Source organism: Lactococcus taiwanensis, assembly GCF_017068355.1.
Classification (GTDB): domain Bacteria; phylum Bacillota; class Bacilli; order Lactobacillales; family Streptococcaceae; genus Lactococcus; species Lactococcus taiwanensis.
The window spans coordinates 1,020,103-1,045,292 of sequence record NZ_CP070872.1; the positions used below are offsets into that span (position 1 = coordinate 1,020,103).

At 40.2% G+C, this 25,190-nt stretch carries 23 protein-coding genes; 16 read left to right on the forward strand and 7 right to left on the reverse strand.

Annotated features, from left to right (window positions below; genetic code table 11):
- Positions 1-40 precede the first annotated feature (40 nt).
- From rapZ to JW886_RS05100, 6 genes are all read left to right on the forward strand, one after another.
- A complete protein-coding gene (gene rapZ, locus JW886_RS05075) occupies positions 41-931 on the forward strand; it encodes an RNase adapter RapZ (RefSeq protein WP_205871458.1) in 891 nt (296 codons plus the stop codon).
- Entirely contained in the window at positions 928-1,911 is a 984-nt protein-coding gene (locus JW886_RS05080; RefSeq protein ID WP_205871459.1) for a gluconeogenesis factor YvcK family protein, read from the forward strand. Before rapZ ends, JW886_RS05080 begins: the two co-directional genes overlap by 4 nt.
- Before the next feature lie 111 nt (positions 1,912-2,022).
- A complete protein-coding gene (gene whiA / locus JW886_RS05085) occupies positions 2,023-2,940 on the forward strand; it encodes a DNA-binding protein WhiA (RefSeq protein WP_075524594.1) in 918 nt (305 codons plus the stop codon).
- A gap of 148 nt (positions 2,941-3,088) precedes the next feature.
- Entirely contained in the window at positions 3,089-3,997 is a 909-nt protein-coding gene (locus tag JW886_RS05090) for an ABC transporter ATP-binding protein (RefSeq protein WP_205871460.1), read from the forward strand.
- Positions 3,978-5,588, forward strand: a complete 1,611-nt coding sequence (locus tag JW886_RS05095; protein ID WP_205871461.1) for an ABC transporter permease — start codon at positions 3,978-3,980, stop codon at positions 5,586-5,588. The genes JW886_RS05090 and JW886_RS05095 overlap by 20 nt, the downstream gene beginning before the upstream one ends.
- Before the next feature lie 102 nt (positions 5,589-5,690).
- Positions 5,691-6,473: a formate/nitrite transporter family protein gene (locus JW886_RS05100; RefSeq protein WP_205871462.1), complete on the forward strand. Its 783-nt coding sequence runs from the start codon at positions 5,691-5,693 to the stop codon at positions 6,471-6,473.
- 157 nt (positions 6,474-6,630) lie between these two features.
- On the opposite strand, the gene ntdP is transcribed toward JW886_RS05100, so the two are convergent.
- Positions 6,631-7,161: a nucleoside tri-diphosphate phosphatase gene (gene ntdP / locus JW886_RS05105; protein WP_075524672.1), complete on the reverse strand. Its 531-nt coding sequence runs from the start codon at positions 7,159-7,161 to the stop codon at positions 6,631-6,633.
- Between the two features lie 145 nt (positions 7,162-7,306).
- A complete protein-coding gene (locus JW886_RS05110; protein ID WP_205871463.1) occupies positions 7,307-8,212 on the reverse strand; it encodes a metallophosphoesterase in 906 nt (301 codons plus the stop codon).
- 381 nt (positions 8,213-8,593) lie between these two features.
- Between JW886_RS05110 and JW886_RS05115 the strand changes: the two genes are divergently transcribed.
- The 5 genes from JW886_RS05115 to ftsX all read left to right on the forward strand — a co-directional run bounded on the left by JW886_RS05115 (position 8,594) and on the right by ftsX (position 13,244).
- Positions 8,594-8,839: a hypothetical protein gene (locus JW886_RS05115; protein ID WP_075524599.1), complete on the forward strand. Its 246-nt coding sequence runs from the start codon at positions 8,594-8,596 to the stop codon at positions 8,837-8,839.
- Positions 8,840-9,026: 187 nt separating this feature from the next.
- Positions 9,027-10,085 (forward strand): tRNA epoxyqueuosine(34) reductase QueG, encoded by a 1,059-nt coding sequence (gene queG / locus JW886_RS05120; protein WP_200406751.1) that lies wholly within the window; start codon positions 9,027-9,029, stop codon positions 10,083-10,085.
- Between the two features lie 132 nt (positions 10,086-10,217).
- On the forward strand, positions 10,218-11,315 hold the full coding sequence (prfB, locus tag JW886_RS05125; RefSeq protein ID WP_200406752.1) for a peptide chain release factor 2: 1,098 nt from the start codon (positions 10,218-10,220) through the stop codon (positions 11,313-11,315).
- Between the two features lie 308 nt (positions 11,316-11,623).
- A complete protein-coding gene (ftsE, locus tag JW886_RS05130) occupies positions 11,624-12,316 on the forward strand; it encodes a cell division ATP-binding protein FtsE (RefSeq protein ID WP_075524602.1) in 693 nt (230 codons plus the stop codon).
- The gene (gene ftsX, locus JW886_RS05135; RefSeq protein ID WP_205272571.1) at positions 12,309-13,244 is read left to right on the forward strand and encodes a permease-like cell division protein FtsX; all 936 of its coding nucleotides are present in this window, start codon (positions 12,309-12,311) and stop codon (positions 13,242-13,244) included. Before ftsE ends, ftsX begins: the two co-directional genes overlap by 8 nt.
- 176 nt (positions 13,245-13,420) lie before the next feature.
- Here ftsX and nrdF read toward each other — a convergent pair whose 3' ends face one another.
- The 5 genes from nrdF to plsY form a co-directional block, all read right to left on the reverse strand.
- The gene (gene nrdF / locus JW886_RS05140) at positions 13,421-14,398 is read right to left on the reverse strand and encodes a class 1b ribonucleoside-diphosphate reductase subunit beta (RefSeq protein ID WP_205871464.1); all 978 of its coding nucleotides are present in this window, start codon (positions 14,396-14,398) and stop codon (positions 13,421-13,423) included.
- 132 nt (positions 14,399-14,530) lie between these two features.
- On the reverse strand, positions 14,531-16,699 hold the full coding sequence (nrdE, locus tag JW886_RS05145; RefSeq protein WP_075524604.1) for a class 1b ribonucleoside-diphosphate reductase subunit alpha: 2,169 nt from the start codon (positions 16,697-16,699) through the stop codon (positions 14,531-14,533).
- 142 nt (positions 16,700-16,841) lie between these two features.
- The gene (gene nrdI / locus JW886_RS05150) at positions 16,842-17,264 is read right to left on the reverse strand and encodes a class Ib ribonucleoside-diphosphate reductase assembly flavoprotein NrdI (RefSeq protein ID WP_200406755.1); all 423 of its coding nucleotides are present in this window, start codon (positions 17,262-17,264) and stop codon (positions 16,842-16,844) included.
- A 1-nt stretch (position 17,265) separates the two neighbouring features.
- A complete protein-coding gene (gene nrdH / locus JW886_RS05155; protein ID WP_075524606.1) occupies positions 17,266-17,484 on the reverse strand; it encodes a glutaredoxin-like protein NrdH in 219 nt (72 codons plus the stop codon).
- Between the two features lie 152 nt (positions 17,485-17,636).
- Positions 17,637-18,275, reverse strand: coding sequence for a glycerol-3-phosphate 1-O-acyltransferase PlsY (gene plsY, locus JW886_RS05160; protein ID WP_075524607.1), 639 nt, complete (start codon positions 18,273-18,275; stop codon positions 17,637-17,639).
- Between the two features lie 207 nt (positions 18,276-18,482).
- Here plsY and parE point away from each other — a divergent pair, with 207 nt between their 5' ends.
- The 5 genes from parE (at position 18,483) to parC (ending at position 25,173) form a co-directional block, all read left to right on the forward strand.
- Positions 18,483-20,417: a DNA topoisomerase IV subunit B gene (parE, locus tag JW886_RS05165; RefSeq protein ID WP_420844217.1), complete on the forward strand. Its 1,935-nt coding sequence runs from the start codon at positions 18,483-18,485 to the stop codon at positions 20,415-20,417.
- Positions 20,418-20,452: 35 nt separating this feature from the next.
- Entirely contained in the window at positions 20,453-21,001 is a 549-nt protein-coding gene (locus JW886_RS05170; protein ID WP_205871466.1) for a Type 1 glutamine amidotransferase-like domain-containing protein, read from the forward strand.
- Positions 21,002-21,037: 36 nt separating this feature from the next.
- Positions 21,038-21,859 (forward strand): 3'-5' exonuclease, encoded by an 822-nt coding sequence (locus JW886_RS05175; protein WP_205871467.1) that lies wholly within the window; start codon positions 21,038-21,040, stop codon positions 21,857-21,859.
- Positions 21,860-21,897: 38 nt separating this feature from the next.
- A complete protein-coding gene (locus tag JW886_RS05180) occupies positions 21,898-22,344 on the forward strand; it encodes a GNAT family N-acetyltransferase (RefSeq protein ID WP_075524611.1) in 447 nt (148 codons plus the stop codon).
- Between the two features lie 354 nt (positions 22,345-22,698).
- On the forward strand, positions 22,699-25,173 hold the full coding sequence (gene parC, locus JW886_RS05185; RefSeq protein WP_200406760.1) for a DNA topoisomerase IV subunit A: 2,475 nt from the start codon (positions 22,699-22,701) through the stop codon (positions 25,171-25,173).
- The last annotated feature ends 17 nt before the right edge of the window (positions 25,174-25,190 follow it).

Below are 25,190 nucleotides of genomic sequence, written 5' to 3' on the forward strand. Positions count from 1 at the left end.
GTGTTAGTTCAAACAAATGGATATTTGAGAGGAGCTCAAAATGGAGAACACTAAATTAAACATTGTCATCATTACAGGGATGTCTGGAGCTGGAAAAACTGTAGCCATTCAGTCTTTTGAAGACATGGGCTATTTTACAGTTGATAATATGCCCCCAACATTAATTGAAAAGTTTGTCGAATTACTCAAAACACCAGACAGTAAAATTGACAAAGTGGCGATGGTCGTGGATATGCGGTCACGCGCTTTCTTTGATCACATTCAAAGTATTGTTACCGAACTGACAGATAATGTAAGTGTTAATTTTAAATTACTCTTTTTAGATGCCAACGATAGCGAATTAGTGTCTCGTTATAAAGAAACACGTCGTAGTCATCCCTTAGCGATTGATGGCCGCACGCTTGATGGTATTACTAAAGAGCGGGAAATTTTAGCAGATTTGAAAAATTTAGCAGAAGTGGTCATTGATACTAGTGAGTTGACACCGCGTAATCTGCGCGCTCAGATTTTACAAAATTTCTCTGGGAATACTGAATCCAATTTTAGAATTGAAATCATGTCTTTTGGTTTTAAATATGGATTGCCTTTGGATGCAGATTTAGTCTTTGATGTACGATTTTTACCAAATCCTCATTATATTTCAGAACTACGCGATAAAAATGGAACCGATCAAGAAGTTTATGATTATGTAATGGAGCACCCTCAATCAGAAGCTTTTTATCAAAATCTGATGAAAATGCTTGTTCCAATTTTGCCTGCTTACAAAAAAGAAGGAAAGTCAGTATTGACAATCGCCTTTGGTTGTACCGGTGGCCAACACCGCTCTGTAGCTTTTGCTGAACGTGTTTCTAAAATGCTCCAAAAAGATTGGCATGTTAATATAAGTCATCGAGATAAAGATCGGAGAAAGGAAACGGTAAATCGTTCATGAGTAATCCAAAAGTTGTTGTTATTGGCGGAGGAACAGGTATACCTGTTGTTTTAAGAGCGCTCCGAAAAGAAAAAGTTGATTTGACTGCAATTGTTACAGTAGCTGATGATGGGGGTTCCTCAGGGCGGATACGTTCTGCAGTGAGTATTGCACCCCCAGGAGACTTACGTAATGTCCTGATTGCCATGTCAGATATGCCTAAGTTTTATGCTGATATCTTACAATATCGTTTTGATCAGTCCGATGGTGAACTTGCAGGACATCCTCTGGGTAATCTCATCATTGCTGCAGTATCTGAAATGCAAGGCTCCACCTATCGTGCGATCCAAACACTCGCCCAATTTTTCCATGTGGATGGGAAAATTTATCCGTCCTCTGATGCAGCGTTAACCCTGCATGCCGTCTTCAAAGACGGACATGAAGTAGCAGGGGAAAGTCATATTGCGGGTTATAAGAGCTTGATTGATCATGTTTACCTAACCCAGACAAGTTCTGGTGCGTCTCCGATTGCTTCAAGAAATGTTGTGAAATCAATTATGGAGGCTGACACTATTGTTTTAGGGCCAGGTTCACTTTTTACCTCTATCTTACCCAATATTGTCATCCCTGAAATTTGTGAGGCCCTTTGGAAAACATCCGCAAAGATTGTCTATGTCTGCAATATCATGACTCAACGTGGAGAAACGGAACACTTTAGTGATGCTGATCATGTACGGGTTCTTCATGAACATATTGGAACAAAAGTCATTGATACCGTCCTAGTTAATATTGAAGAAGTACCAGAAGCTTATATGAATACGAATAAATTTGATGAGTATTTGGTTCAGGTTGACCATGATTTTAAGGCTTTACAGGAAGAAGGAGTCAATATTATCTCCAATAATTTTTTGGAGTTAAGAGATGGGGGAGCCTTTCATGATGGTGCAGCTGTAGCCCGTGAAATTGTAGCCTTATCTCAAAGTAAAGAGGTTAAGCTGTGAAGCGGGTCCTAAAACTTCTTCACTTTTCTTGAAAAAGGCTTGCAGTGAAAAATTGATAAAAGTGTAGGAGAAGGAAAAAAGACCAACAGGGCGTGGATCTTAGGTAGATATATGAGTTTTACAAGTGATGTTAAAAATGAACTAACCCGGAATTTAGCAACAACGGGAACTTTGCTGGCTCTGGTGAGGATGAATGGCTCAGTGGGGATTTTCGGAGGATTAACACTCTCAATAACGACTGAAAATGCGGGGACTGCGAAGTATATCTATCAAATGCTTTTAGAACTTTATGAGATTCGGGCAGAGATTCGCGTTCACCAGAAAACCACCTTATCTAAAAATCGGGTTTATACTGTTTATGTAGAAGAGGGTGCCGCTGAATTGCTTGATGAGTTGAGTCTTGCAGATTCACTCATGCTCGATAACGGGGTCCCTGAATTCGTCAAAAATGATGAATTTATCAAAAAAGACTATCTGCGAGGTGCTTTTTTGTCAGCAGGCTCTGTCCATAATCCTGAAAAAGGAGATTATCAACTTTCAATCGCCAATGTCTATCAAGAACATGCGGAGGACTTACAGACCATGTTCCAAGACTTTGGCTTGAATGCGCGGGTGATTGAACGCAAAAATCGTTGGATTCTCTACCTTTCTCGGGCAGAAGAAATTATGGATTTTCTTACGCTTATTGGTGCCATGAAAGCCCGACTAAAGTTTGAGGAAGCCAAAATTGTACGAGAGATGCGAGGACTCGCTAATCGGCAGTCAAATTTTGAAAATGCTAACATTACCAAGTCGGTGACTGCTGCACAAGAGGCCATTGAAGCTATTCATTTTTTAAATGAAAAAAAAGAACTAGAACAATTACCCGAGCAATTAACGGAAATTGCTCGACTTCGATTGGAAAATCCAGAAGCGACCATCAAAGAACTGGGAGAAATGTTAGACCCACCTTTAGGAAAATCAGGGGTTAATCATCGAATTAGAAAGCTTGTTGAACAAGCAAATAATCTAAAAAATACGGAAATTTAAGAAAGAAGGGCAGCCTTCTTTTTTTATTGTCAAAATCACCGAACAGTCTTACTTTTTAATTGTACTCTAAGCAATAAAAGCGTACAATATTTACTGTGAAAGCGTTATCTAAAATTTTATAAATCCTCTACAAAGAAGGAGATGGCCAATGGAAAAAATTGTCGAAGTAAAAAAACTTCAAAAAAATTTTGGAGCGTTCCAAGCTCTTAAACAGATAAGTTTAGAGGTTAATAGAGGTGAGGTATTAGGCTATATTGGTCCTAATGGTTCAGGGAAATCGACTACTTTACGGATCCTTCTTGGTATCATCAAAGCAACAAGCGGTCAGGCGACTATCTTTGGTCAAGATGTTTGGCGTGACGCGATTGATATTCATAAAAAGATTGCTTACGTTCCTGGTGAGTTGTCCTTATGGCCCAATTTGACGGGTGGGGAAACCCTTGAGCTTTTGTTGAACATGCATGGTAAAGGATTGCGTGCTAAAAAAGAAGCCCTTATTCAGAAATTTGATTTAGATCCACGCAAAAGAATCCGTTCCTATTCGAAAGGAAATCGACAAAAAATTTCATTAATCGCTGCCTTAGCAAGTGAAGCTGAGCTTTATATTTTTGACGAGCCAACAAGTGGACTTGACCCTCTTATGGAAGCTGTCTTTCAAGAAGAAGTGGCACGTCTAAAAGCAGACGGGAAAGCCATTATCCTCTCGAGTCATATTTTGTCGGAAGTTGAAAAATTAGCGGATCGTGTAGCAGTAATTCGGCAGGGTGAAATCGTGGAGACCGGTACCCTTACACAGTTACGTCACCTTACGCGTTACCAGTATCGTGTCGAAACAAAAACAGAACCTATAAAATTAAAAACTTTAGCAGGGGTTTATGATTTGAAGATAGAGGGCAAAAAAGCTTCCTTTCAGGTGGAGGCTAACCAACTGGAAAAGATCTTGAAAGTTTTACTGGACTATCAGCTCCTTCAATTGGAAGCCACTCCACCTACCCTTGAAGCACTCTTTATGCGACATTATGAAGGAGGGAATGAGGATGAGAAGGATATTTTATAGGACGGGATTTCTCTTCCAAAAGCTTGTAAAACGAGATCGATTCACGCTCTTATTATGGCTAGTAGGGATGGTTGCTTTTACAGCCTCAGGTGTTGGGAAACTTGAAGTTGCGGCACAGCCTACAACTGCAGTAGTTTTATATGCGATGTTTGTCAAAAACCCAGCAATGGTAGCTTTGTTTGGACCGACGCCGATTAAAAATCCAAGTGCTTATACGTTAGGTCCGATTTTTGGACAAACAATGTCTTTGATTACAGGGCTAGTATTTGCCAGCCTCGCCATCCTCTATGTGCTTAACCGTACAAGAAGAGATGAAGAGGAAGGGAGGATTGAATTGTTCCGCTCTTATCCGATTGGGAGATTGGCAAACACGAGTGCGGTGGTTGTTGTAGTGTGGATCTTACATGTTCTCATAGCCTTTTTAATCACTGTGAGTCTCCAAGGACAGGGAGTGGCTGGGCTTGACCAGTGGAGTAGCAACAGTTTGTTTGCCCTCTCTACATCAACACAAGGGGTGCTGTGGGGAATGGTTGCTTTGCTGATAGGACAACTTTTCCAAGAAAGTCGTTCTGCGAAAAATCTAAGTTTTACGTTGTTGGGTATTTTTTATCTCCTGCGTCTTTTTACAGATGGACATCAGCAGGAGTTAGGATGGTTTAACCCTCTCTCATGGTCTTATTTGGGTTTTCCTTATGTCAGTAATAAGGAGAGCGGTCTAGGTGTGGCTTTGTCCCTTTTCTTTGCCTTACTGCTCTTGGGAGCGGCACTCTTTCTTGAAGGACGACGTGACAATGGAGCAGGCTATTTTAAAGGAAAAAGTGTGACCTTTTTTAAGGGGCCTCGTCGTCTGTTTACTCTCCTATTGTACTTAGAAGGAAAGGTGATTATGGGGTGGTGGTTGGGCCTGTTCATTCTGGGGCTTATCTATGGTTCCATGTTTGAGCAAATGGGCGCTTTCATCGCACATAATAAACTGGTAAAGCAACTTTTTGTGGGGAATGCGCAAACAGCAGTGGTGGGAAATTTTATGGTTACTTTATTTTCGATCTTGTCAGTACTGATTACGATGTTAGCTGTCTCACTTTTACTGCGTCTATTGTCAGAGGAGCGTAAGGGGCATTTGGATTTGATTTATGCCTTTCCTTATTCTAAGGTGAAGGTGTATGGCAGCTATGTTTGCTTGGCAATAATAGCAGGAGTTATCGTGCAAGGAATTACGCTTGTTGGTGTATATTTTGCACAGGTTGGAATGGAAAATGCGCTGAGGTTTGGAGAAATCATGCAGGCGGGAATGATTTGGAGCGTGGGTTCAGTTTTTGTTCTTGCTTTACTCGCCCTCTTGATTGCTTTTATGCCACGATGGGCAAATTTAATCTGGGTCTATGTTGGTTTTATTCTGTTGATGACTTATTTAGGGCGTCTCGTAGCTTTTCCAAGACTCCTCACTCAATTAAGCATTTATAGCTACATTCCAAAACTTCCAGTTGAGCAGATGAATTGGAGAGTGGTAGTGCTTATAGTGGTCCTCACTGTGTGTTTATTGGTTCTTGGAGCGATCGGGTATCGTCACCGGGACCTGTTGAAGGAGTGAAGTAAAAAAGGAGAATTTGACGACAGCGCTTCCATGCTTTTTGAATATTATTGTGATAAAATAAACAAGGTAATTTATAAAAATTTTAGGAGAAATTTTATCATGATGAGTCCGGCAGAAATATTGTCAGTCACTATTCACCACGGTCAGGAAAAAATTAAGCGCCCTTTTTTGGAAAAAGCAGTTCTCGGTTTTATTGGGGGAGCCATGATTTCGTTTGGTTACTTGCTTTACATTCGTTCAGTCGCAAGTGTCGTTGATCAGTTGGGCACCTTGGCAAGTCTGATTGGAGCGAGTGTATTTCCCATTGGACTCATAGTTATATTGCTTGGAGGGGGCGAGCTCATCACTTCAAATATGACAGCTGTAGCCACTTCATTTTTTGCCAAGCGGGTAAGTCTTGCTGATTTGCTAAAAAATTGGTTGGTGATTACCTTGTTTAATGTAGTGGGAGCGATTTTTGTTGCTTATGTTTTCGGCCATTTGCTGGGATTGACTAGTACAGGCGCATTTAAAGAAGAACTCTTACGCTTGGCTCAAGGGAAAGTTGCAGCGAGCTGGTCACAAGAACTCTTATCGGGGATGGGATGTAATTGGTTTGTTGGAATTGCCATGTGGATGTGTTATGGTGCTCGCGATGCAGCGGGAAAAATTCTTGCCATTTGGTTCCCTATTATGGCTTTTGTCGCTATCGGTTTTCAGCATAGCGTAGCAAATGCTTTCGTCATTCCTGCGGCCATATTTGAAAATGGTTCCACGTGGCTTGATTTTGGCCATAACTTTCTCTTTGTCTACTTAGGAAATGTTCTTGGTGGCACAGTATTTGTTGCTGGCTTCTATACCTTAGGTTACCGACGTCAGATGAAGGAGCTAAAAAATAAATGACGACAGAAAAACTTTACTGACCAAGCTGTCAGTGACGTTTTTAAATAAACAGCTTAAAATAAGAAAAAATACTGATGAGGCCATCAGTATTTTTGGTGTCTAGAAATGGTCCGCTTAATTCTTTTAACAAAAAAGTTACTGACAGCGTGGTCAGTAACTATTTTTTTAGTTGGTGATAACGATCGTACCAGATTTTAACGTATTCTTGTGAAAAAGGACCTTTTCCGTTATTTATCCAATCAACAAGAATTTTGACGTTCTCTTTTAAAATATGATCAATCTCCTTTGGATAGTGCATCTGGCGACGATGGCGCTCATATTCTTCAACATCTAGCAATTTTTTTTCGCCATCTTTGAAGACTTTTACGTCAAGGTCGTAATCAATGTACTTAAGTGCTTCGTTATCTAAGACGAAGGGACTAGCTAGATTGCAGTAATAGCTGACGCCTTCCTCACGAATCATAGCAATGATGTTAAACCAAAACTTTTTGTGGAAGTAAACAATGGCTGGTTCGCGTGTGACCCAACGCCGGTCGTCGGATTCTGTCACTAGCGTGTGATCGTTCACTCCAATAATCGAATTTTCATTTGTTTTCAGAACCATCGTATCGCGCCAAGTGCGATGGAGGCTCCCATCATGTTTATAGCTTTGAATCGTGATAAAGTCGCCTTCTTTGGGAATTTTCAAGGCTTTTCTCACTTTCTCAATTCAAAGTTCTCGCTTACTACTATACCACTTTTTTACCAAAATTTACAGTATTAATGTTCTATTTGTGAATTAAATCATTTGATAATGTTCGGAGTTTAATCACCTTTTTGAGAAAAAAGAGCCGTCAATTAAGCTCAAAAATTGTCATTGCTGCCTGAAATTCCTCAGCAAGATGCGCTTTGCGAAAGGCTTGCCACTCTGGAAGATGGCGGATAGCATTGTAACGCTTGCGCCAATGCCAATATTCGGAAATCTGATGCTGCGGATAAGTTGCCAAAAATTGTGCTACCATTTGCCATTCATAGGGATAGCCTAGAGGTTTAGCATGATAGCGAATCCCATCAAGAACAAGGGGCGCACGGCGTTCGTGCAAATGCCCAAACACCACTTCCTTCACCTTTGGAAAAGTTTTAAAGAGTTCATGAAAATGCTGGGAACCCAAATAAGCATTAAAACGTGCAAATTTTTCATAGCGGGTATCGATGATGAAGGCCTGGTGCGGAACAAAATGGGTACCGACAATGATTTTCTCGATTGTTTCATTTACTGACAGCTCGGTCAGTAGTTTTTTTAGTTGCTGGAGCTCATTTTGGGTCGTCTGGATATCATCGAAAGCACGATGAATTTTCCGGTCAAAATAAAAAGCATTTTTAAAGGCAATAATTTTTTGAAAATCCGCTTCTTTAGTCATGAAAGAATAGTCATACCAACCATGAAAACTAAGAAAAGCGGTTGTTCCAAAAGTCCTAACTTTAAAATTTGAAGCAGCGATTTCTGACTCTTTTAAGCCGACCATATCATGATTTCCAAGATTATAGGTTACTGACAAACCTGTCAGTAGTTGGAGTTGTTCAAAAAAAGGCAAGGTTATGCCATGAAAGTCGTTGGAAATATCGCCAGCAAAATGAAGATCAGTGATTTTCAGCTGCAATAAAAGTTGAGTAAAAATCTGAAGTTCTTCCTTAGAAAAATCATTGACGTCTAAATGAAAATCTGAGATTACAGCGAGTTTCCTTTGTGGTTTATACATGCTAAAATTATATAACAATTAACAGATTTAAACAATGAATCTTGGACTTGTGGAGAATATTATCTGGTGTGTAGGATAGGTTTGGGATGATTTCAGCCCACGGATTTCCCCAAATGGCTGCTAGGCTGCCAGAAAAGTGACGGCTAGTCTTTCTCATGCGCCTATTAAATAATTTCAATAGCTGTACTTCTTTAAATTTACCTTTGACATGTGTAGTTTGAAGTGTTATGCTATTTATGGCCAACAGGAGAAGAATAAAGCGTTAGAATAATAGAGTAAATAACTCAATCATTACCACTTATTATTACTAATCATTCTCGTTTTACCTAAGGATATACTGATAGTTGGCTGAATTTGTGAGTTAAATTTATCGAGGAAAAAATGAAAGAAGAATATCTTAATAAAAAAGTCATTATCCCTGCCTATTTTGTCGGGGTTTTATATATTGTAAGCTCAATCATTCTATTGGCTGTTTCGGAGAATACAGGAGCTAAAGAACCAGACTATAAAGGTCTGAGTATCTTATTAGCTTTGTTTGGCTGGCTAGAATTGGTTGGAATTACGATTTTTACGGTGGTCATGGCAAGAAAAGTGAAAAAGTTGCGTTTGAGTCATTCCGTTAAGTGAAAATTTCCTCAGTAGGATTAAAAATAGTTGCCTATTACTTATAGGCAGCTATTTGCTAGCCTTTTTATCATTCTTTCGTTAAAATAGAATAAACCAGCAAATCAAAATTTGTATAGTTTAAGAAAAAGACTTCTCCTAAGCAGGATTTCTTGCAAATATCCCACCAATGAAAGGAAAACCATAAATCATGACCTCACTCAAACAGGCCATTCAAACGTTGGCCCAGGAGCTTAATATCCAAAAAATTGGTTTTACCACTGCGGATGATTTTGAATACCTTAGAAAATCTCTTGTGGAGCAGAAAGCTGCTGGGCATACGAGTGGTTTTGAGCACCAAAATCTAGAGGAACGTTTACACCCACGGCTTGCTGTAGCGTCAGCAAAAACAATTATCTCTATTGGTATTGCTTATCCAAATAAGGCGGATGAACGTCCTGAAAAAACGTCCTATCGAAGAGGACAATTTTCACGTGGTTCATGGGGAGAAGATTATCACTTTGTGCTTCAACGCAAACTCAAGGCCCTTGCTGAGGGAATTGAAAGATTGGCAGGGGAGTTTGAGTATAAAGCAATGGTGGATACGGGAGCACTTGTTGATGTTGCTGTGGCTGCTCGAGCTGGTCTGGGTTTTATTGGAAAAAACGGGTTACTCATTTCTAAAGAGTTTGGTTCTTGGATGTTTCTTGGTGAGTTAGTAACGGATTTAGAGATAGAACCGGATGAACCGGTCGATTACGGCTGTGGAGAATGTAGCCGTTGTGTTGACTTTTGCCCAACCTCAGCCCTTTTAGGCGATGGGCGACTGAATGCCCAACGCTGCCTTTCTTTTCAAACTCAGGCGAAAGGGAAAATGCCAGAAGAATATCGAGAAAAGATTAAAACCGTGATTTACGGTTGTGACATTTGTCAAACTGTTTGTCCCTATAATAAAGGGATTAATAGCCATTTTCATCCTGAGATGGAACCAGATCCTGAACTGACGAATCCTGAGCTTTTACCGCTTTTAGAGCTGTCTAATAAACAATTTGTAAACAAATTCGGTCAGATGGCTGGAAGTTGGCGAGGAAAAAATCCACTTCAGCGCAATGCGGTTTATGCGTTGGCTAATGCAAATGACCGCAGTGCATTACCCAAATTGCGTGAAATGGCAGAAAATGATAAGCGGGACTACATGGTCGATGCAGCTCAATGGGCCATTGAGCGCTTAGAAAATGGAAAAACAAGGATACGTCCGAAGAGACGTTAACCAAAAACGTCAGGTTTTACTTTGTTACCGAAAAGTACTTGAGCTTTTTTCAAGTACTTTTTTGCTACGCGTTAAGCCAGTAGAATAAGCTTGCTCTGTCCTTAGAGGGGGGACTGTGGTATAATAACAGTTATGGAACTATCAGAAATTAGAAATTTACTTGAGGGATACAGTGAGAAAATCAATGGTTTTCACGACTCACTAGACTTAGATCGTTTAGAAGAAGAGATCGCTTTGTTAGATAATGACATGGCACAGCCCGATTTCTGGAATGATCAGGCTGCTGCACAAAAGGTTATTGATCAATCAAACGCTCTAAAAGCCAAATACGATAACTACCAAGCCATGAATAATATGCTTGAAGAAGCACAGATGATGCTGGAAATGCTTCATGAAGAAGCAGATGCAGAAATGCAAGCCGAGTTAGAGGAGCTGACGACTGCACTCGGTCAAAAAATCGAAGCCTACGAGTTGGAAATCATGCTCAATCAACCTTATGATCATATGAATGCAGTGTTAGAAATTCATCCAGGATCAGGTGGGACCGAGTCTCAAGACTGGGGTTCAATGCTCATGCGGATGTACACCCGCTGGGGCGAAGCACATGGGTTCAAGGTTGAAATTCTCGACTATCAAGATGGCGATGTGGCCGGGCTTAAATCGGTGACCATCCGTTTTGTTGGACGAAATGCTTATGGTTTCTTGCGTGGTGAAAAAGGGGTGCATCGTCTGGTGCGCATCTCACCTTTTGATTCGGCCAACCGTCGTCACACTTCGTTTACTTCTGTTGATGTTATGCCTGAGTTGGATGATTCGATTGAAGTGGAAGTACGCGATGCTGATGTGAAAATGGACACTTTCCGCTCTGGCGGTGCTGGTGGGCAAAATGTCAACAAGGTCTCAACAGGGGTGCGTTTGACTCACATTCCAACGGGGATTGTTGTGCAATCAACAATGGATAGAACGCAGTACGGAAACCGTGACAAAGCGATGGCCATGCTGAAATCTAAACTTTACCAAATGGAAATGGACAAAAAACAAGCAGAAGTTGATGAACTTCGGGGGGACCAGTCTGATATTTCATGGGGTTCACAAATTCGTTCTTACGTTTTCATGCCTTATCAGTTGGTTAAAGACACACGAACAGGTTACGAAACAGGACAAATTTCAAATGTCATGGACGGAGATTTAGACGGCTTTATCAACGCTTATTTACGTTGGAATCTGTGATCCATTGAGGTTGGCAATTGGCCTTGTTGCAATCTATTTGTGATTTTTTTGTTACTCGAGTAAAATTCAGTTATAAAAAAAACTACACAAAGGCGTGTTAATTTGGTATAATTAGACTGGTTTTACTTTGGACTCTTTTGAAAAAGTAAAACTGGTTCGCTTTTTGTCTTTCAAAAAGTTAGCCAAAACATCCATAGTGATTAAAATATATTTTTATTTGTATGTGTGATAAAAACCGGTTCTGGCTCGTCAAAAGTTGCGGACTGGATGGTCATTCCAACAAATAAATCTTATACAGGAAAGGTACTATGAGTATTATTAAACTAAGCAACGTTTCCAAGAAATATTCTAATGGGACAACAGCTTTACGTAATATTTCGCTTGAGATTGAAGCAGGCGAATTTACCTATATCGTTGGTCCATCAGGAGCTGGGAAATCGACCTTTATCAAACTCCTTTATCGTGAATTAAAGATTGACCGAGGCTCTGGACAAGTTGCAGAATATGATTTATCTAAATTGAAGCGCCGTGATGTGCCAATGTTACGTCGTTCTGTAGGGGTGGTTTTCCAAGACTATAAACTCTTACCAAAGAAAACAGTATATGAAAACATTGCCTATGCCATGGAAGTTATCGGTAAACGTCCACGTGAAATTAAAAAGCGCGTTAACGAGGTCCTTGATCTTGTCGGTTTAAAACATAAGATACGGTCATTTCCAAATGAACTTTCAGGTGGAGAACAACAGCGTGTAGCGATTGCCAGATCTATTGCTAATGCACCAAAAGTATTGATTGCCGATGAGCCAACGGGGAACCTAGACCCTGAAAATTCATGGGAAATCATGAACTTGCTTGAAAAAATCAATCTTCAAGGGACGACCATTTTGATGGCGACCCACAACAGCCAAATTGTTAACACATTGAAACACCGTGTTATCGCTATTGAAAACGGACGAATTGTCCGCGACCAAGAGGAAGGAGTTTACGGCTACGATGATTAGAAATTTCTTCAAGCATCTTTTGGAATCGCTCAAAAACTTAAAACGTAATGGTTGGATGACAGTTGCCGCTGTCTCATCAGTAACAATTACTTTAGTTTTGGTTGGTCTTTTCCTTTCAATTATCTTGAACACGCAAAGATTAGCAGATGGTATTCAAAACAATGTTCGGATTGTTGCCTATATGAAGTTAGACGTGCATGATCAAGAAGCAAAAATTCAAGATCCAAAAAATAGTAAAAAAATGATTGATAATTCAAATCATCTAAAGATTTATAATTCAATCAAAAAAATTCCTAATGTAGAAAAAGCTACTTTTTCAAGCAAAGAGCAACAATTGAAAGAATTGACAAAAACATTAGGAAGCACCTGGAACCTTTTCAAGGGTGATGCTAATCCACTTTACGATGCTTATATTGTTGAAGCAGACTCACCCGATCATGTGAAGAGCGTTACCGCTCAGATCAGAAAAATTTCTGGTATTGAAAGTGCAACTTATGGCGGAGCTAATACGCAAAAGATTTTCCAAATCGCCAAAGGAGTTCAGACTTGGGGAACCATTATAGCTGTTCTGTTGATTTTTGTCGCCGTCTTCTTAATCTCTAATACGATTCGAATTACGATTCTTTCACGGCAGCGTGAAATTCAAATCATGCGTTTGGTAGGAGCCAAAAATGGTTATATTCGTTGGCCATTCTTCCTAGAAGGTGCATGGGTTGGTCTGATTGGAGCGATTATTCCGAGTCTTGTAGTTGTGTGGGCTTATCGTTTAGCTTTTGTAAGCCTAACACCGAGTCTTCAGTCGCAAAAGCTTTCTATGTATGCACCTGATCAATTCATCCCTGGGATTATCGCATTGATGGCGGTGATTGGGGTCTTGATTGGTTCGTTTGGGGCCTTGCTCTCAATGCGTCGTTTCCTTAAAATCTAAAATAAAAAATACTATCTCTGATGATAGTATTTTTTATTTGTGACATTCTAAATAATTTACAACATCTTTTCCTCTTCCAGTTCAATTTCTTCTAGAAAGAAGCCTGTTGCTAAGGAGTTGCAAGTAAAAAACTACTGACCGGCCGGTCAGTAGTTATAATTTTTAAAAAGTCAAGCTTAAATCTCATAATCATCGTCAGACATGGCTTCAACTTCTCCTAATAAGTAAGAATTTCCGACTTGTGAGAAGAAGTCATGGTTAGAAGACGACGTAGAAATCCCATTCATCACTACAGGATTAACATCAGCAGCAGTGTCAGGGAAAAGTGGATCTTGTCCAAGATTCATCAAAGCTTTATTGGCATTATAGCGCAAGAAAGTTAAAACTTCCTCTGTCCAACCCACTTGGTCATAAAGTAAATGCGAATATTTTTCTTCATTTTCATAAAGTTGGTAAAGTAATTCATACATCCAGTCACGTAATTCACTTTGCTCATCTTCTGATAACTCATTAAAGCCAAGTTGGAATTTGTAGCCAATATAAGTGCCATGGACAGACTCGTCACGAATGATTAATTTAATGATTTCAGCTGAATTAATCATTTTATTATTTCCTAAATAAAGTAAAGGAGTGTAAAAACCGGAGTAGAAGAGGCATGTTTCAAGGAAAACAGAGGCCACCTTTTTTTGCAAAGCTGTACCAGATTCATAAATTTTATTAATAATTTCGGCCTTGGTTTGCATATAAACGTTGGTATCGACCCAGTCAAAAAGTTCTTCGATTTCTTTTTTGGTATTCAAAGTAGAGAAAATCGTAGAGTAAGATTTGGCGTGAACCGATTCCATAAATTGGATGTTATTGAAACAGGCAATTTCTTGAGGTGTTCTGGCATCGTGTTTAAGTACTTCCGCACCATCTACGGATTGCAGGGTATCAAGCAAGGTCAAGCCGGCAAAGGCCTTAGCAAAAGTATCTCGTTCGATTTGAGGTAATTTACGCCAGTCATCTAAGTCGTTAGAAACAGGTACGCGAGTGTCTAACCAAAATTGGCTCGTCAATTTCTCCCAAGTGTATTTGTCAATCGAATCTTCAATAGAGTTCCAGTCAATGGCGCTGTAGTAGGTCGGCACCGTCAAATTTTCAGTTTCAGACATAGTATTAAGATGTGAGCCCTGCGGTAAACAAGATGGGCTCAATTCCTTTCTCTTTTTCTTCGTATAAAATGCCAAGAAAATTTACTGACCGCTTCGTCAGTAAATTTTGTAGCAGTGGTCAGTAAATTTTCCTTAGATAACGCAACTTTCACATTGATTAGCGCCAACTTCTTCTTGATCATCAGTAAAAGTCCGTACGTAATAAATGGTTTTGATCCCTTTTTTATAGGCATAATTACGTAAGATAGACAAATCACGAGTGGTCATTTTGTTGGTAGCTGATTTCCATTCATAAAGGCCTTCAGGCAAAGTAGAGCGCATAAATAGGGTAAGGGATAAGCCTTGGTCAACATGCTCTGTGGCAGCAGCGTAGACGTCAATCACGGCGCGCATGTCTGTGTCATATGCTGATTTGTAATAAGGAATAGTTTCCGTTGAAAGACCAGCCGCTGGGTAGTAAATTTTACCGACTTTCTTTTCTTGACGTTCTTCAATTCGGTTAACAATTGGGTGAATAGAAGAAGAACAGTCATTAATATAAGAAATTGACCCATTTGGCGCAACGGCCATACGATATGAATTGTAGAGTCCAGAAGTTTTTACAGTTTCACGCAGAGCTGCCCAGTCAGCAAGACTTGGAACTTCAATCCCGTCAAACAAAGCTTGTACTTTTGGAGAGACAGCAGCAAAATAATCATGGCTGACGTATTTGTCAAAATAGCTGCCGTCAGCGTAAGCTGATTTTTCAAATGTCTTGAAAGAAGCCCCTTTTTCTTGTGCTAATTTATTGGAGGCTTTCAACGTATAGTAATTCAATAGCATGAAGTAAACGCTAGTAAATTCAACGGCTTCTTTACTATCATAATGGATTTGGTTTTGAGCTAAGAAAGAATGTAAGCCCATGGCTCCAAGTCCGATGGCATGCATTTCATCATTTCCTTTACGTACAGTAGGCACAGTGTCCAGGTTAGATGTTTCAGAAATGAAAGTTAATGCCCGAACCATTGATTCAATAGAAGGGCCAAATTCTGAACCAGAGGTCATCATGTTTAAAACGTTTGTTGAACCCAAGTTACAGGCCACATCTGTCCCCGTCACTTTGTAGGTTTGATCATCATTCAAAACAGAAGGTGTTTGAACCTGCAAAATTTCAGAACAAAGATTAGACATCGAAATCACACCATCAACCGGATTAGCTTTGTTAACGGTGTCTACATTGACGATATAAGGGTAACCAGACTCTTGTTGAAGTTTTGAGAGTTCTTGTTCAAGTTCACGAGCAGAAATTGGTGTTTTACGAATTTCTGGATTAGCTACCATGTTGTCATATTCGGCTGTAATATCCACTTCTGTAAAAGGTTTACCATAGTGTTTTTCGACGAAATAAGGTTCAAACAAGTACATTGTTTCCCCTTTTTTGACCAATTCATAAAACTTATCAGGAACGGTTACACCTAAAGACAACGTTTTGACACGTATTTTTTCATCTGCATTTTCTTTTTTAGTAGATAAAAATTCCATAATGTCCGGATGGAAGATGGACAAATAAACTACACCAGCGCCTTGACGTTGCCCTAATTGGTTAGCATAAGAAAAGCTATCTTCAAACAATTTCATGACAGGTACTACACCAGCTGCGACCCCATCATAACCTTTGATTGGTGCACCAGCCCCGCGCAAGTTTGTCAAATTGAGGCCAACTCCACCACCATTTTTGGAGAGTTGTAACGCTGAGTTGATTGTCCGACCAATGGAGTTCATATCGTCGGTCAATTGCAAAAGGAAACAAGAGACGAATTCACCCCGGCGTTTTCGACCAGCATTTAAGAAAGTTGGCGTGGCAGGCTGATAGCGACGATTGACCATTGCAAAGGCCAAGTCATGCGCTAATTTCTCATTGCCATCCGCCATATACAAAGCATTCATGAGTACACGATCTTCAAAATCTTCCAAATAAAGTGACCCATCATTATTTTTCATGGCGTACTGATTGTAAAATTTATAAGCGGCCATGAATGAATCGAAATGAAACTCAAACTGACTCAATTCTTTTCTCAGTGAGGTGATGAAGTCAAATGAATATTGCGCTAAAAAATCTGCCTCCAGATATTCTTCTTGTACAAGCCACTTGAGTTTTTCTTCATACGTCTCAGCAGTGAAACGATTTGGTGCAACGTTTTCTTTAAAAAAAGCAGTGATTGCTTCTTTATCTTTAGCCAATGGAATGGCACCATTGACGGGAATGTTAATTTCATTATTAAGCTTAAAATAGGTGACATCTTTAAGTTGTTTAAGAGACATATTACTCCTTTATTTATCAATGCGTTTCAGTTGCTACATTTTTACTGAAACTAAAATAATTAATCAATGTAAAGCTAGCTGTTAGAAAAGCAATAGCATTAAAAATGAAAGATGCTTCACGTCAAATCTGTGAAGCATAAGATCATAGTGGATTTTTAAAAGTTACTTTGGCCCCTTGATCAAGCTGTATGGCGAGTTTTTCGACCGCCTCTACATCAGCTGGCGTACCGTTAAACTCAAAGTCATATAAGAGTGGAATTTGATATTTGGCAGAAAGTTCCTTAGCTGTAAAAATATAAATTCCTGCAAAATTGCGGTTTCCTGTTCCAATGATACCACGACAAAGCTTATAGTTTTCATTATAAGCCATGAAATCAAACACAGGATCCATCACGTCAATAGACTTAGAGACGGTAGGGGATTCCTCGGCATAACTTGGTGTGATGAGAAGAAAAGGCTCAGACATCTCTAAATCATCGTCGGGTAGAATTTCAACATGAGGTAAACTGGTTTTACCTACAAAACGTCGAGTTTGCCCGGTTACACTAAAATAAACAAGTTTCATCTTAAGCCAACTTTGCTAATTCGGCAGGACGAAAACCAGAGAAAGCTACTTCTCCCTTAGTAACGACAGGAGCAGCTCTAAAGCCCATTTCGATGACTTTTTCTACAAACTCAGGTTGCTCATCAATGTTGATTTCAGTGAAGGCGACGTGATGTTCTCCGAGCCATTTTTTGACCATTTTACATTGCATGCAGTTATTTTTCGAATATACTGTAACCATTTTAGTCTCCTCAGTGGTGAGTCAAAGTTCTTTTACTTTTTCTCGAATTTTATATTCTTATTTTAGCGTAAAAAAAATACCTAGTCAAATTATATTTACTAGATATTGTGTTGAATTATGTAAAATGTGACAAGATGACACAAGATATTGTGCTATTTTTTTTGCTGGTGGGACAGGTTTAAACCAAAGGGGACAAGGGATTCAGTGTGATTTTTAATCCGGATGAGGTTACTTTTGTGTCTATAAATGATAATAATTGCTAAAACAATAACAATTAAAGAGAATAAAAGGTCATAAGAAGGTAAAATAAAACCAAAGCTTGGAAAAATCAAAATCCCCACTAATGCAGCAAGAGCTGCAACAACGCTTGAAAGGCTAATCATACTAAATAACCATAAGACAACGAAGAAGATCAGTAACAGATAAACCAGAAAAAGAGGGGTGAAACCAAGAATGACACCACCAGAGGTAGCAACAGCCTTTCCTCCTTTGAAGTGATCAAATATGGAAAAGGTATGCCCAATAACCGCCATCAACCCAAAAATAAGAGGAGAGAGCCCGTGCACATGAAAGAGGACAGGTAAAAGGGTTGCAAGTGTTCCTTTAAGAAGATCAAAAGTAAAGACGGCGATGCCCGCTTTTACCCCAAGAATCCTAAAAGTATTGGTAGTGCCAGTATTTCCTGAGCCATAATCGTGTAGGTTTTTTTTGAAAAAAAGTTGCCCTACCCACAGCCCAGCTGGTATTGCTCCTAACAGATAGCTCACAACAAGAAGTATAAAAATAATCATAAGTGCTCCAGGTCTATTTCTTTTAAAATAACATATGCTTTTAACTGTACAATTATATCATATTTTACTAAAGAAATAAGTAAATTTTTCAAAAAATGCTTACAGCAGGCTTTTGACAAAGCTTTCTGAACAAGGTACAATAAGCTAGATGAATATTTTTTGTAGCTTAACAAAGAATATGAGCTTTCAATGAGGGGAATGACAGTAATGGTAATAGATATTAATAATTATGATGATAGTGCGATTCAAGTCCTAGAGGGCTTGGATGCTGTCAGAAAACGGCCTGGTATGTACATTGGCTCAACCGATAGTACAGGCTTGCACCACATGGTTTGGGAAATTGTAGATAATGCAGTCGATGAGGCCCTTTCCGGTTTTGGAAATAAAATCCTAGTGACGATTAACAAGGATGGCAGCTTAACCGTTGAAGATGAAGGACGGGGTATGCCTGTTGGAATACACGCCAGTGGAAAACCTACCATTGAAGTTATTTTCACGATTTTGCATGCTGGTGGTAAATTTGGTCAAGGGGGTTATAAAACTTCAGGTGGACTGCATGGCGTTGGCTCGTCAGTTGTTAATGCCCTTTCTACTTGGCTAGAAGTCGAAGTCACGCGTGATGGAACGGTCTATCGGCAACGTTTCGAAAATGGCGGACACCCTGCTACTACGCTGGAAAAAATTGGCAAAGCACCCAAGTCAAAAACAGGGACAAAGGTCACCTTTATGCCCGACCCAAGTATTTTCTCGACAACAGAGTTCAAATATAATATCATCTCAGAACGCCTGAACGAATCAGCTTTCTTGCTCAAAGAAGTGACTATCGTTCTTGAAGACAAAAGAACAGATCAAAAAGAAGAATTTCATTATGAAAATGGGGTTCAGGATTTTGTCACATATCTGAATGAAGACAAAGACAGCTTGACGCCAGTGCTTTATTTCGAAGGCAAGCAAGACGGGTTTGAAGTAGAAGTGGCCATGCAATACAATGATGGTTACTCGGAAAATATCCTCTCTTTTGTTAATAATGTCCGTACCAAAGACGGTGGAACGCATGAAGCGGGCCTGAAAACTGCCATTACTAAAGCGATGAACGAATACGCCCGCAAGGTAGGCTTACTCAAGGATAAAGACAAAAATCTGGAAGGTTCAGACTATCGTGAAGGTTTGACGGCGGTGCTGTCGGTTTTGATTCCTGAAGAACACTTGCAATTTGAAGGGCAGACTAAGGACAAATTAGGCTCCCCTTTGGCTCGCCCGATTGTGGACGGTTTGGTGGCTGAAAAGCTCAGTTTCTACTTGATGGAAAATGGCGAATTGGCTCAGAATTTGATACGTAAGGCCATCAAAGCGCGTGAAGCCCGTGAAGCGGCTAGAAAAGCGCGCGAAGATTCCCGAAATGGCAAAAAGAACAAGAAAGACAAAGGGCTTTTGTCTGGTAAATTGACCCCAGCTCAAACCAAAAACCCTAACAAAAACGAACTTTATCTGGTCGAAGGAGATTCGGCTGGTGGCTCCGCTAAACAAGGGCGTGACCGCAAGTTCCAAGCGATATTGCCTTTGCGTGGTAAGGTTATCAACACGGAAAAGGCCAAAATGCAGGATATTCTCAAAAATGAGGAAATCAACACCATGATTTACACCATTGGTGCAGGTGTTGGTGCTGATTTTACCTTGGCTGACCGCAACTATGACAAAATTATCATCATGACCGATGCCGACACGGACGGCGCTCACATTCAAACGCTCTTGCTGACTTTCTTTTACCGCTACATGAAACCGCTGGTGGAAGCGGGTCACATCTACATCGCCCTGCCGCCCCTTTACAAAATGAGCGAAGGCAAAGGGAAAAAGGAAAAAATTGAATACGCTTGGACTGATGCCGAGCTGGCTGAGTTGCGCAAGAAGTTTGGTAAAAATGCTAACCTGCAACGTTACAAAGGGCTTGGTGAAATGAACGCGGATCAGCTTTGGGAAACGACCATGAATCCTGAAAGCCGTACTTTGATTCAAGTGACCATTGACGATGCCGCACAAGCTGAGAAGCGTGTATCTGTCCTTATGGGTGACAAGGTCGAACCTCGCCGGAAATGGATTGAAAACAACGTGAAATTTACGATGGAAGAAGAAACGGTCTTTTAAAGTTTGCTGACAGATTCGTCAGTAATTTTTCGAACATGAAAAGAGAAAAAATGCGTTTGATTTTAGCATCTCGCCCAGAAGGCAAGGAAAAATTCATTCGACAAATTGAAAAATGGCTGGGCAAATCTCGCGCCGACATCTCGGTCTGTCTGATTAACGAAGCGCTCGCCCAGTCAGATGATGATTGTCGCTGGCTTTTATCGGCATTTTCAAGTTTGGCCACAACTTTTGGTGGCAAACTAACTTTTGCCAATCTGCGCGCTGTGGCGCCAGAACAGCTCAAGACCAAGATGTTGGGCTACGATTTGATTTGGTGTTTTGGTGGCTACACTAATGAATTGCTAGAAACCTTTGAGAAAACTGGTTTTTCTGAACTTTTGCCAAAACTTTTGGCAGGAAAAATCTGGGTGGGTTCATCAGCAGGCGCTTGCGTTTTGGCGAAAAATTATCTGGGGCTGCTGGATTTCTCAATTTCTCCTCATGAAAAACTTACGATTTTCAAAGAAAATACTTATTTTCTGACTGACTCAGCAGGGCTGATTGTTGATAATCATGAGATTTTGCTGATAGAGAATGCTGTATAATTTGCTGACGAACCTGTCAGCTGGAGTAACTAAAATATGAAAGAAAAATACGTCGTTTTTGACTTTGAAACCACTGGCTTCTCTGCTCAAAAAAATGAAATTATCCAAATTGGTGCGGTAAAATACGACGAAAATGATGTTGAGATCGCGCGGTTTAACCAATTGGTTAAAAATCAGCGGTCCTATGTCTCCTCAGAAATTACAAAATTAACTGGGATTAGACCAGCTGATTTGCTCAATCAGCCGACGATTGAAGAAATCCTACCGAAGTTTTTGGCCTTCATCAAAGATCATCTTTTAGTTGCGCATAATGCCCCCTTTGATGTCAGTTTCTTATACCAAGCAATTATTGATTGCGCCCTAAGTGGCGTCGAGGCTTTTCGCGTCTATGACACGCTGACAGAAAGTAAACGCTTATTGACGATGTCATCCTATGCCTTAGAAAATTTTAAATCGGTGCTTGGAATGGAGGAACTGCGCTCACACGATGCACTTAATGATTGTTTAATTACAGCAAAACTTTACCAATATTTACAAAAAATCGAGTATTCAGAAGAATTAGCATTTGCCAAAGAAGCTGATCAGTTGGATTTGTTTGGAGAAATGACCGATGAGATTACCGTTGAGTTACGTCGTGAATTGCACCTTCCAATCACGAAAGCTTTGGTCTACTACCATCAAGATGAGCAGCGACGCTGGCATCGCTTAGAAGTGGTTGGCATTCACATTGAGCGCACTTACAGTACGGGAGCAAGTCTGACTATCCGTTTGTACGATGGTGAAAAAGTAGCGATTCATTCGGATTTTTTGAAGGAAATGCAGAAGGCTAACTTTGTGAATCAGATGGAAGAAGACTAGTTAAAAATTAGTGATGCACCCGCCCTAAGGAGGAAAAGATGGAAAATTGGAAACTTAAAACGTTTGATCAATTAACAACTACAGAAATGTATAACTTACTGAGTTTGCGAACAGCTGTATTTGTAGTGGAACAAAACTGTCCTTATCAAGAACTAGATGGCAAAGATCAAGTTGCGCAGCACCTCTGGCTTGAAAATGAAGCAGGAGAGGTAGTAGCGCTTTGTCGGCTATTACCTCAAGGGTTCTCCTTTGCTGAAGCTTCAATCGGAAGGGTGCTTGTTAACCCTGCCTATCGGGGCGAAAATTGGGGTCGTGCGCTTGTTAAAGCGGCTTTAGAAGTCTTACAACAAGCTGGGGAGGACGCAGTTACGATTGAAGCTCAATATTATTTACGTGATTTTTATCGAGGATTTGGGTTTGTCGAAAATTCAGAACCTTTCGATGAGGATGGCATTAAGCACGTTAATATGAAACTTATTTTTTGATTCTTTGACTTACTGACAGCTCTGTCAGTAAGTTTTTTACTGAAAAGGTTATCAAAAACGACCTCTTGAGGAAGAAAACAGACCTTTAGATTTTGTCCACTCCGCCTTTTGGCAGTTTTTTTCACTCTGTTTTTGTGGTAGAATAGAAGAAGTGATTGCTGAAAAAAACGGCTCACTGGCTTTTAGCTGATGAGCGGATTAAAAACTACAAGGCCCACCATAATGGGGGTGCACGACAGTTCTCAGCTCACAGCTTTACTGACGAGTGGGTCAGTGAGTGTAAAAAAAAGTCAACTTAAAATTAAAAAGCCATTATTAAATGAACTAAAAATTTTCTCAAAAGAAAGTTAAAAAATGTCTAATATTCAAAAATTACCCCTTGAGGATATCATGGGTGAGCGCTTTGGGCGCTATTCAAAATACATTATTCAAGAGCGGGCTTTACCTGATATTCGAGATGGATTAAAGCCCGTTCAACGCCGCATTCTTTATTCCATGAATAAAGACGGCAATACGTTTGATAAGTCTTACCGTAAATCAGCGAAATCTGTCGGAAATGTCATGGGTAATTTTCACCCACACGGCGATAGTTCCATTTATGAAGCAATGATTCGGATGAGTCAAGATTGGAAAATGGGCGAACCTTTAATCGAAATGCATGGTAATAATGGTTCGATGGATGGTGACCCACCCGCTGCGATGCGTTATACCGAAGCGCGCCTTTCAGAAATTTCAGGCTATCTTTTAGCAGATATTGAGAAAGAAACAGTCAGCCACGCGTGGAACTTTGATGATACTGAAAAAGAACCGACCGTCTTGCCGGCAGCTTTTCCTAACCTTTTGGTCAATGGCTCAACAGGTATTTCAGCAGGTTATGCGACAGATATTCCGCCTCATAACTTGGGTGAAGTCATTGATGCGACCATCCACATGATTGATCACCCTAAAGCAGACGTCGAAAAGATCATGGAATTCTTGCCTGGTCCTGATTTTCCAACGGGAGGAATCATTCAAGGAAAAGGCGAAATCAGAAAAGCTTATCATACAGGTAAAGGCCGTGTCGTTGTTCGTTCCAAAGTTGAAGTGGAAGCAATGAAAGGCGGCCGTGAACAGCTCATTGTTACGGAAATTCCTTATGAAATTAATAAGGCTAATCTGGTCAAGAAAATTGATGATGTTCGGATAAATGCTAAAGTACCTGGTATTTCAGAGGTTCGAGATGAGTCTGACCGTGAAGGATTACGCATTGCCATTGAACTAAAAAAAGAAGCAGATAGCCAATTGGTCCTGAATTATTTGCTTAAAAATACAGATTTGCAAGTTAATTATAACTTCAACATGGTAGCCATTGATAGTATGACACCTGTCCAAACAGGAATCCTACAAATCCTACGCGCCTATATTAAGCATCGTGAAGAAGTGATTGTCAAACGTTCTCAATTTGATTTGACAAAGGCTGAAAAACGACTGCACTTGGTGGAAGGATTGATTCGCATGGTTTCAATCTTGGATGAAGTCGTGGCAACGATTCGGGCTTCGGAAAATAAAGCTGATGCGAAGGAAAACATCAAGGTTTCTTTTGATTTTACAGAAGAACAAGCTGAGGCTATTGTGACCTTGCAGCTTTACCGTTTGACCAATACCGATATTGTAACTTTGCAAAATGAGCAAGCGGAGCTTGAACAACGTATTTTGGAATTAAAAGCAATCATTAATGATGAACGGACGCTTTTTAACTTAATGAAACGTGAATTGCGTGAGGTCAAGAAAAAATTTGCGAAAGCCCGTCGAAGTGAGTTGCAAGATGAAGTTCAAACCATAGAGATTGAGGCCAGTGAGTTGATTGTTGCTGAAGATACGGTGGTTTCCGTTACTCGTTCAGGCTATGTCAAACGTACCTCTCCACGTTCATTTGCTTCCTCAGCACTTGAAGAAATCGGTAAACGTGATGATGACGAGCTGCTCTTTTATGCCAATGCGAAAACGACGCAAGGTTTGTTGATTTTTACAACCCTTGGAAATGTTATTTATCGACCTATTCATGAACTTGCTGATGTACGTTGGAAGGATATTGGTGAGCATTTATCACAAAGTTTGTCAAACTTTGCTTCTAACGAAAAAATCCTCTATGTGCGCTTAGTCGACCAGTTTGAAGGAGAAACCTTTGTTGTTGTGACCAAAAATGGCCAAGTGAAACAAGTGGATCTAGCGAGCTTCACGCCCTGGCGGACCTATCGTTCTAAATCTGCTGTTTATGCGAAGATGAAGGGCGAGGATGACGAAGTCGTTTTGATTTGCCCTGTTGAATTTGCTGATCTGATGGTGATTTCAGAGCAAGGGTATGCATTACGCTTTAATTTGGATGATGTGCCAATTCTTGGGAATAAGGCAGCAGGGGTTAAAGCGATGAACCTGAAAAAAGGAGATGTGATCAAAGCAGCTTTCTTTGTAACAAGCAACAGTTGGTATTTATTGACACAACGCGGCTTTATCAAACGGATGAAAACTGAGGATATCCCAGTCACTTCAAGAGCAAACCGAGGACTTCAAGTGCTCCGCACTCTGAAAACGAATAACCATACCGTATTTGCGGCGGGTTTGGTCAATGCGACCGCTGATTTAAGTGCTGTTAGCAAAGAAGTTGATCTGTTCACCTCGGCAAACCCTACAAAAGAAACAACGCCACAACCACAGATCCTGGAGGTAGCTTCGGTTGATGGAGAGCTTCACGATGTAGTGTTGACTGATTTGACACTCTCTGAGCGCACAAGTAATGGTCATCCTCTGTCTGAAAAAATGAGTCAAGTAGGAACTGCTCACTTGAAATAACTTTAAAAAATGGCTTT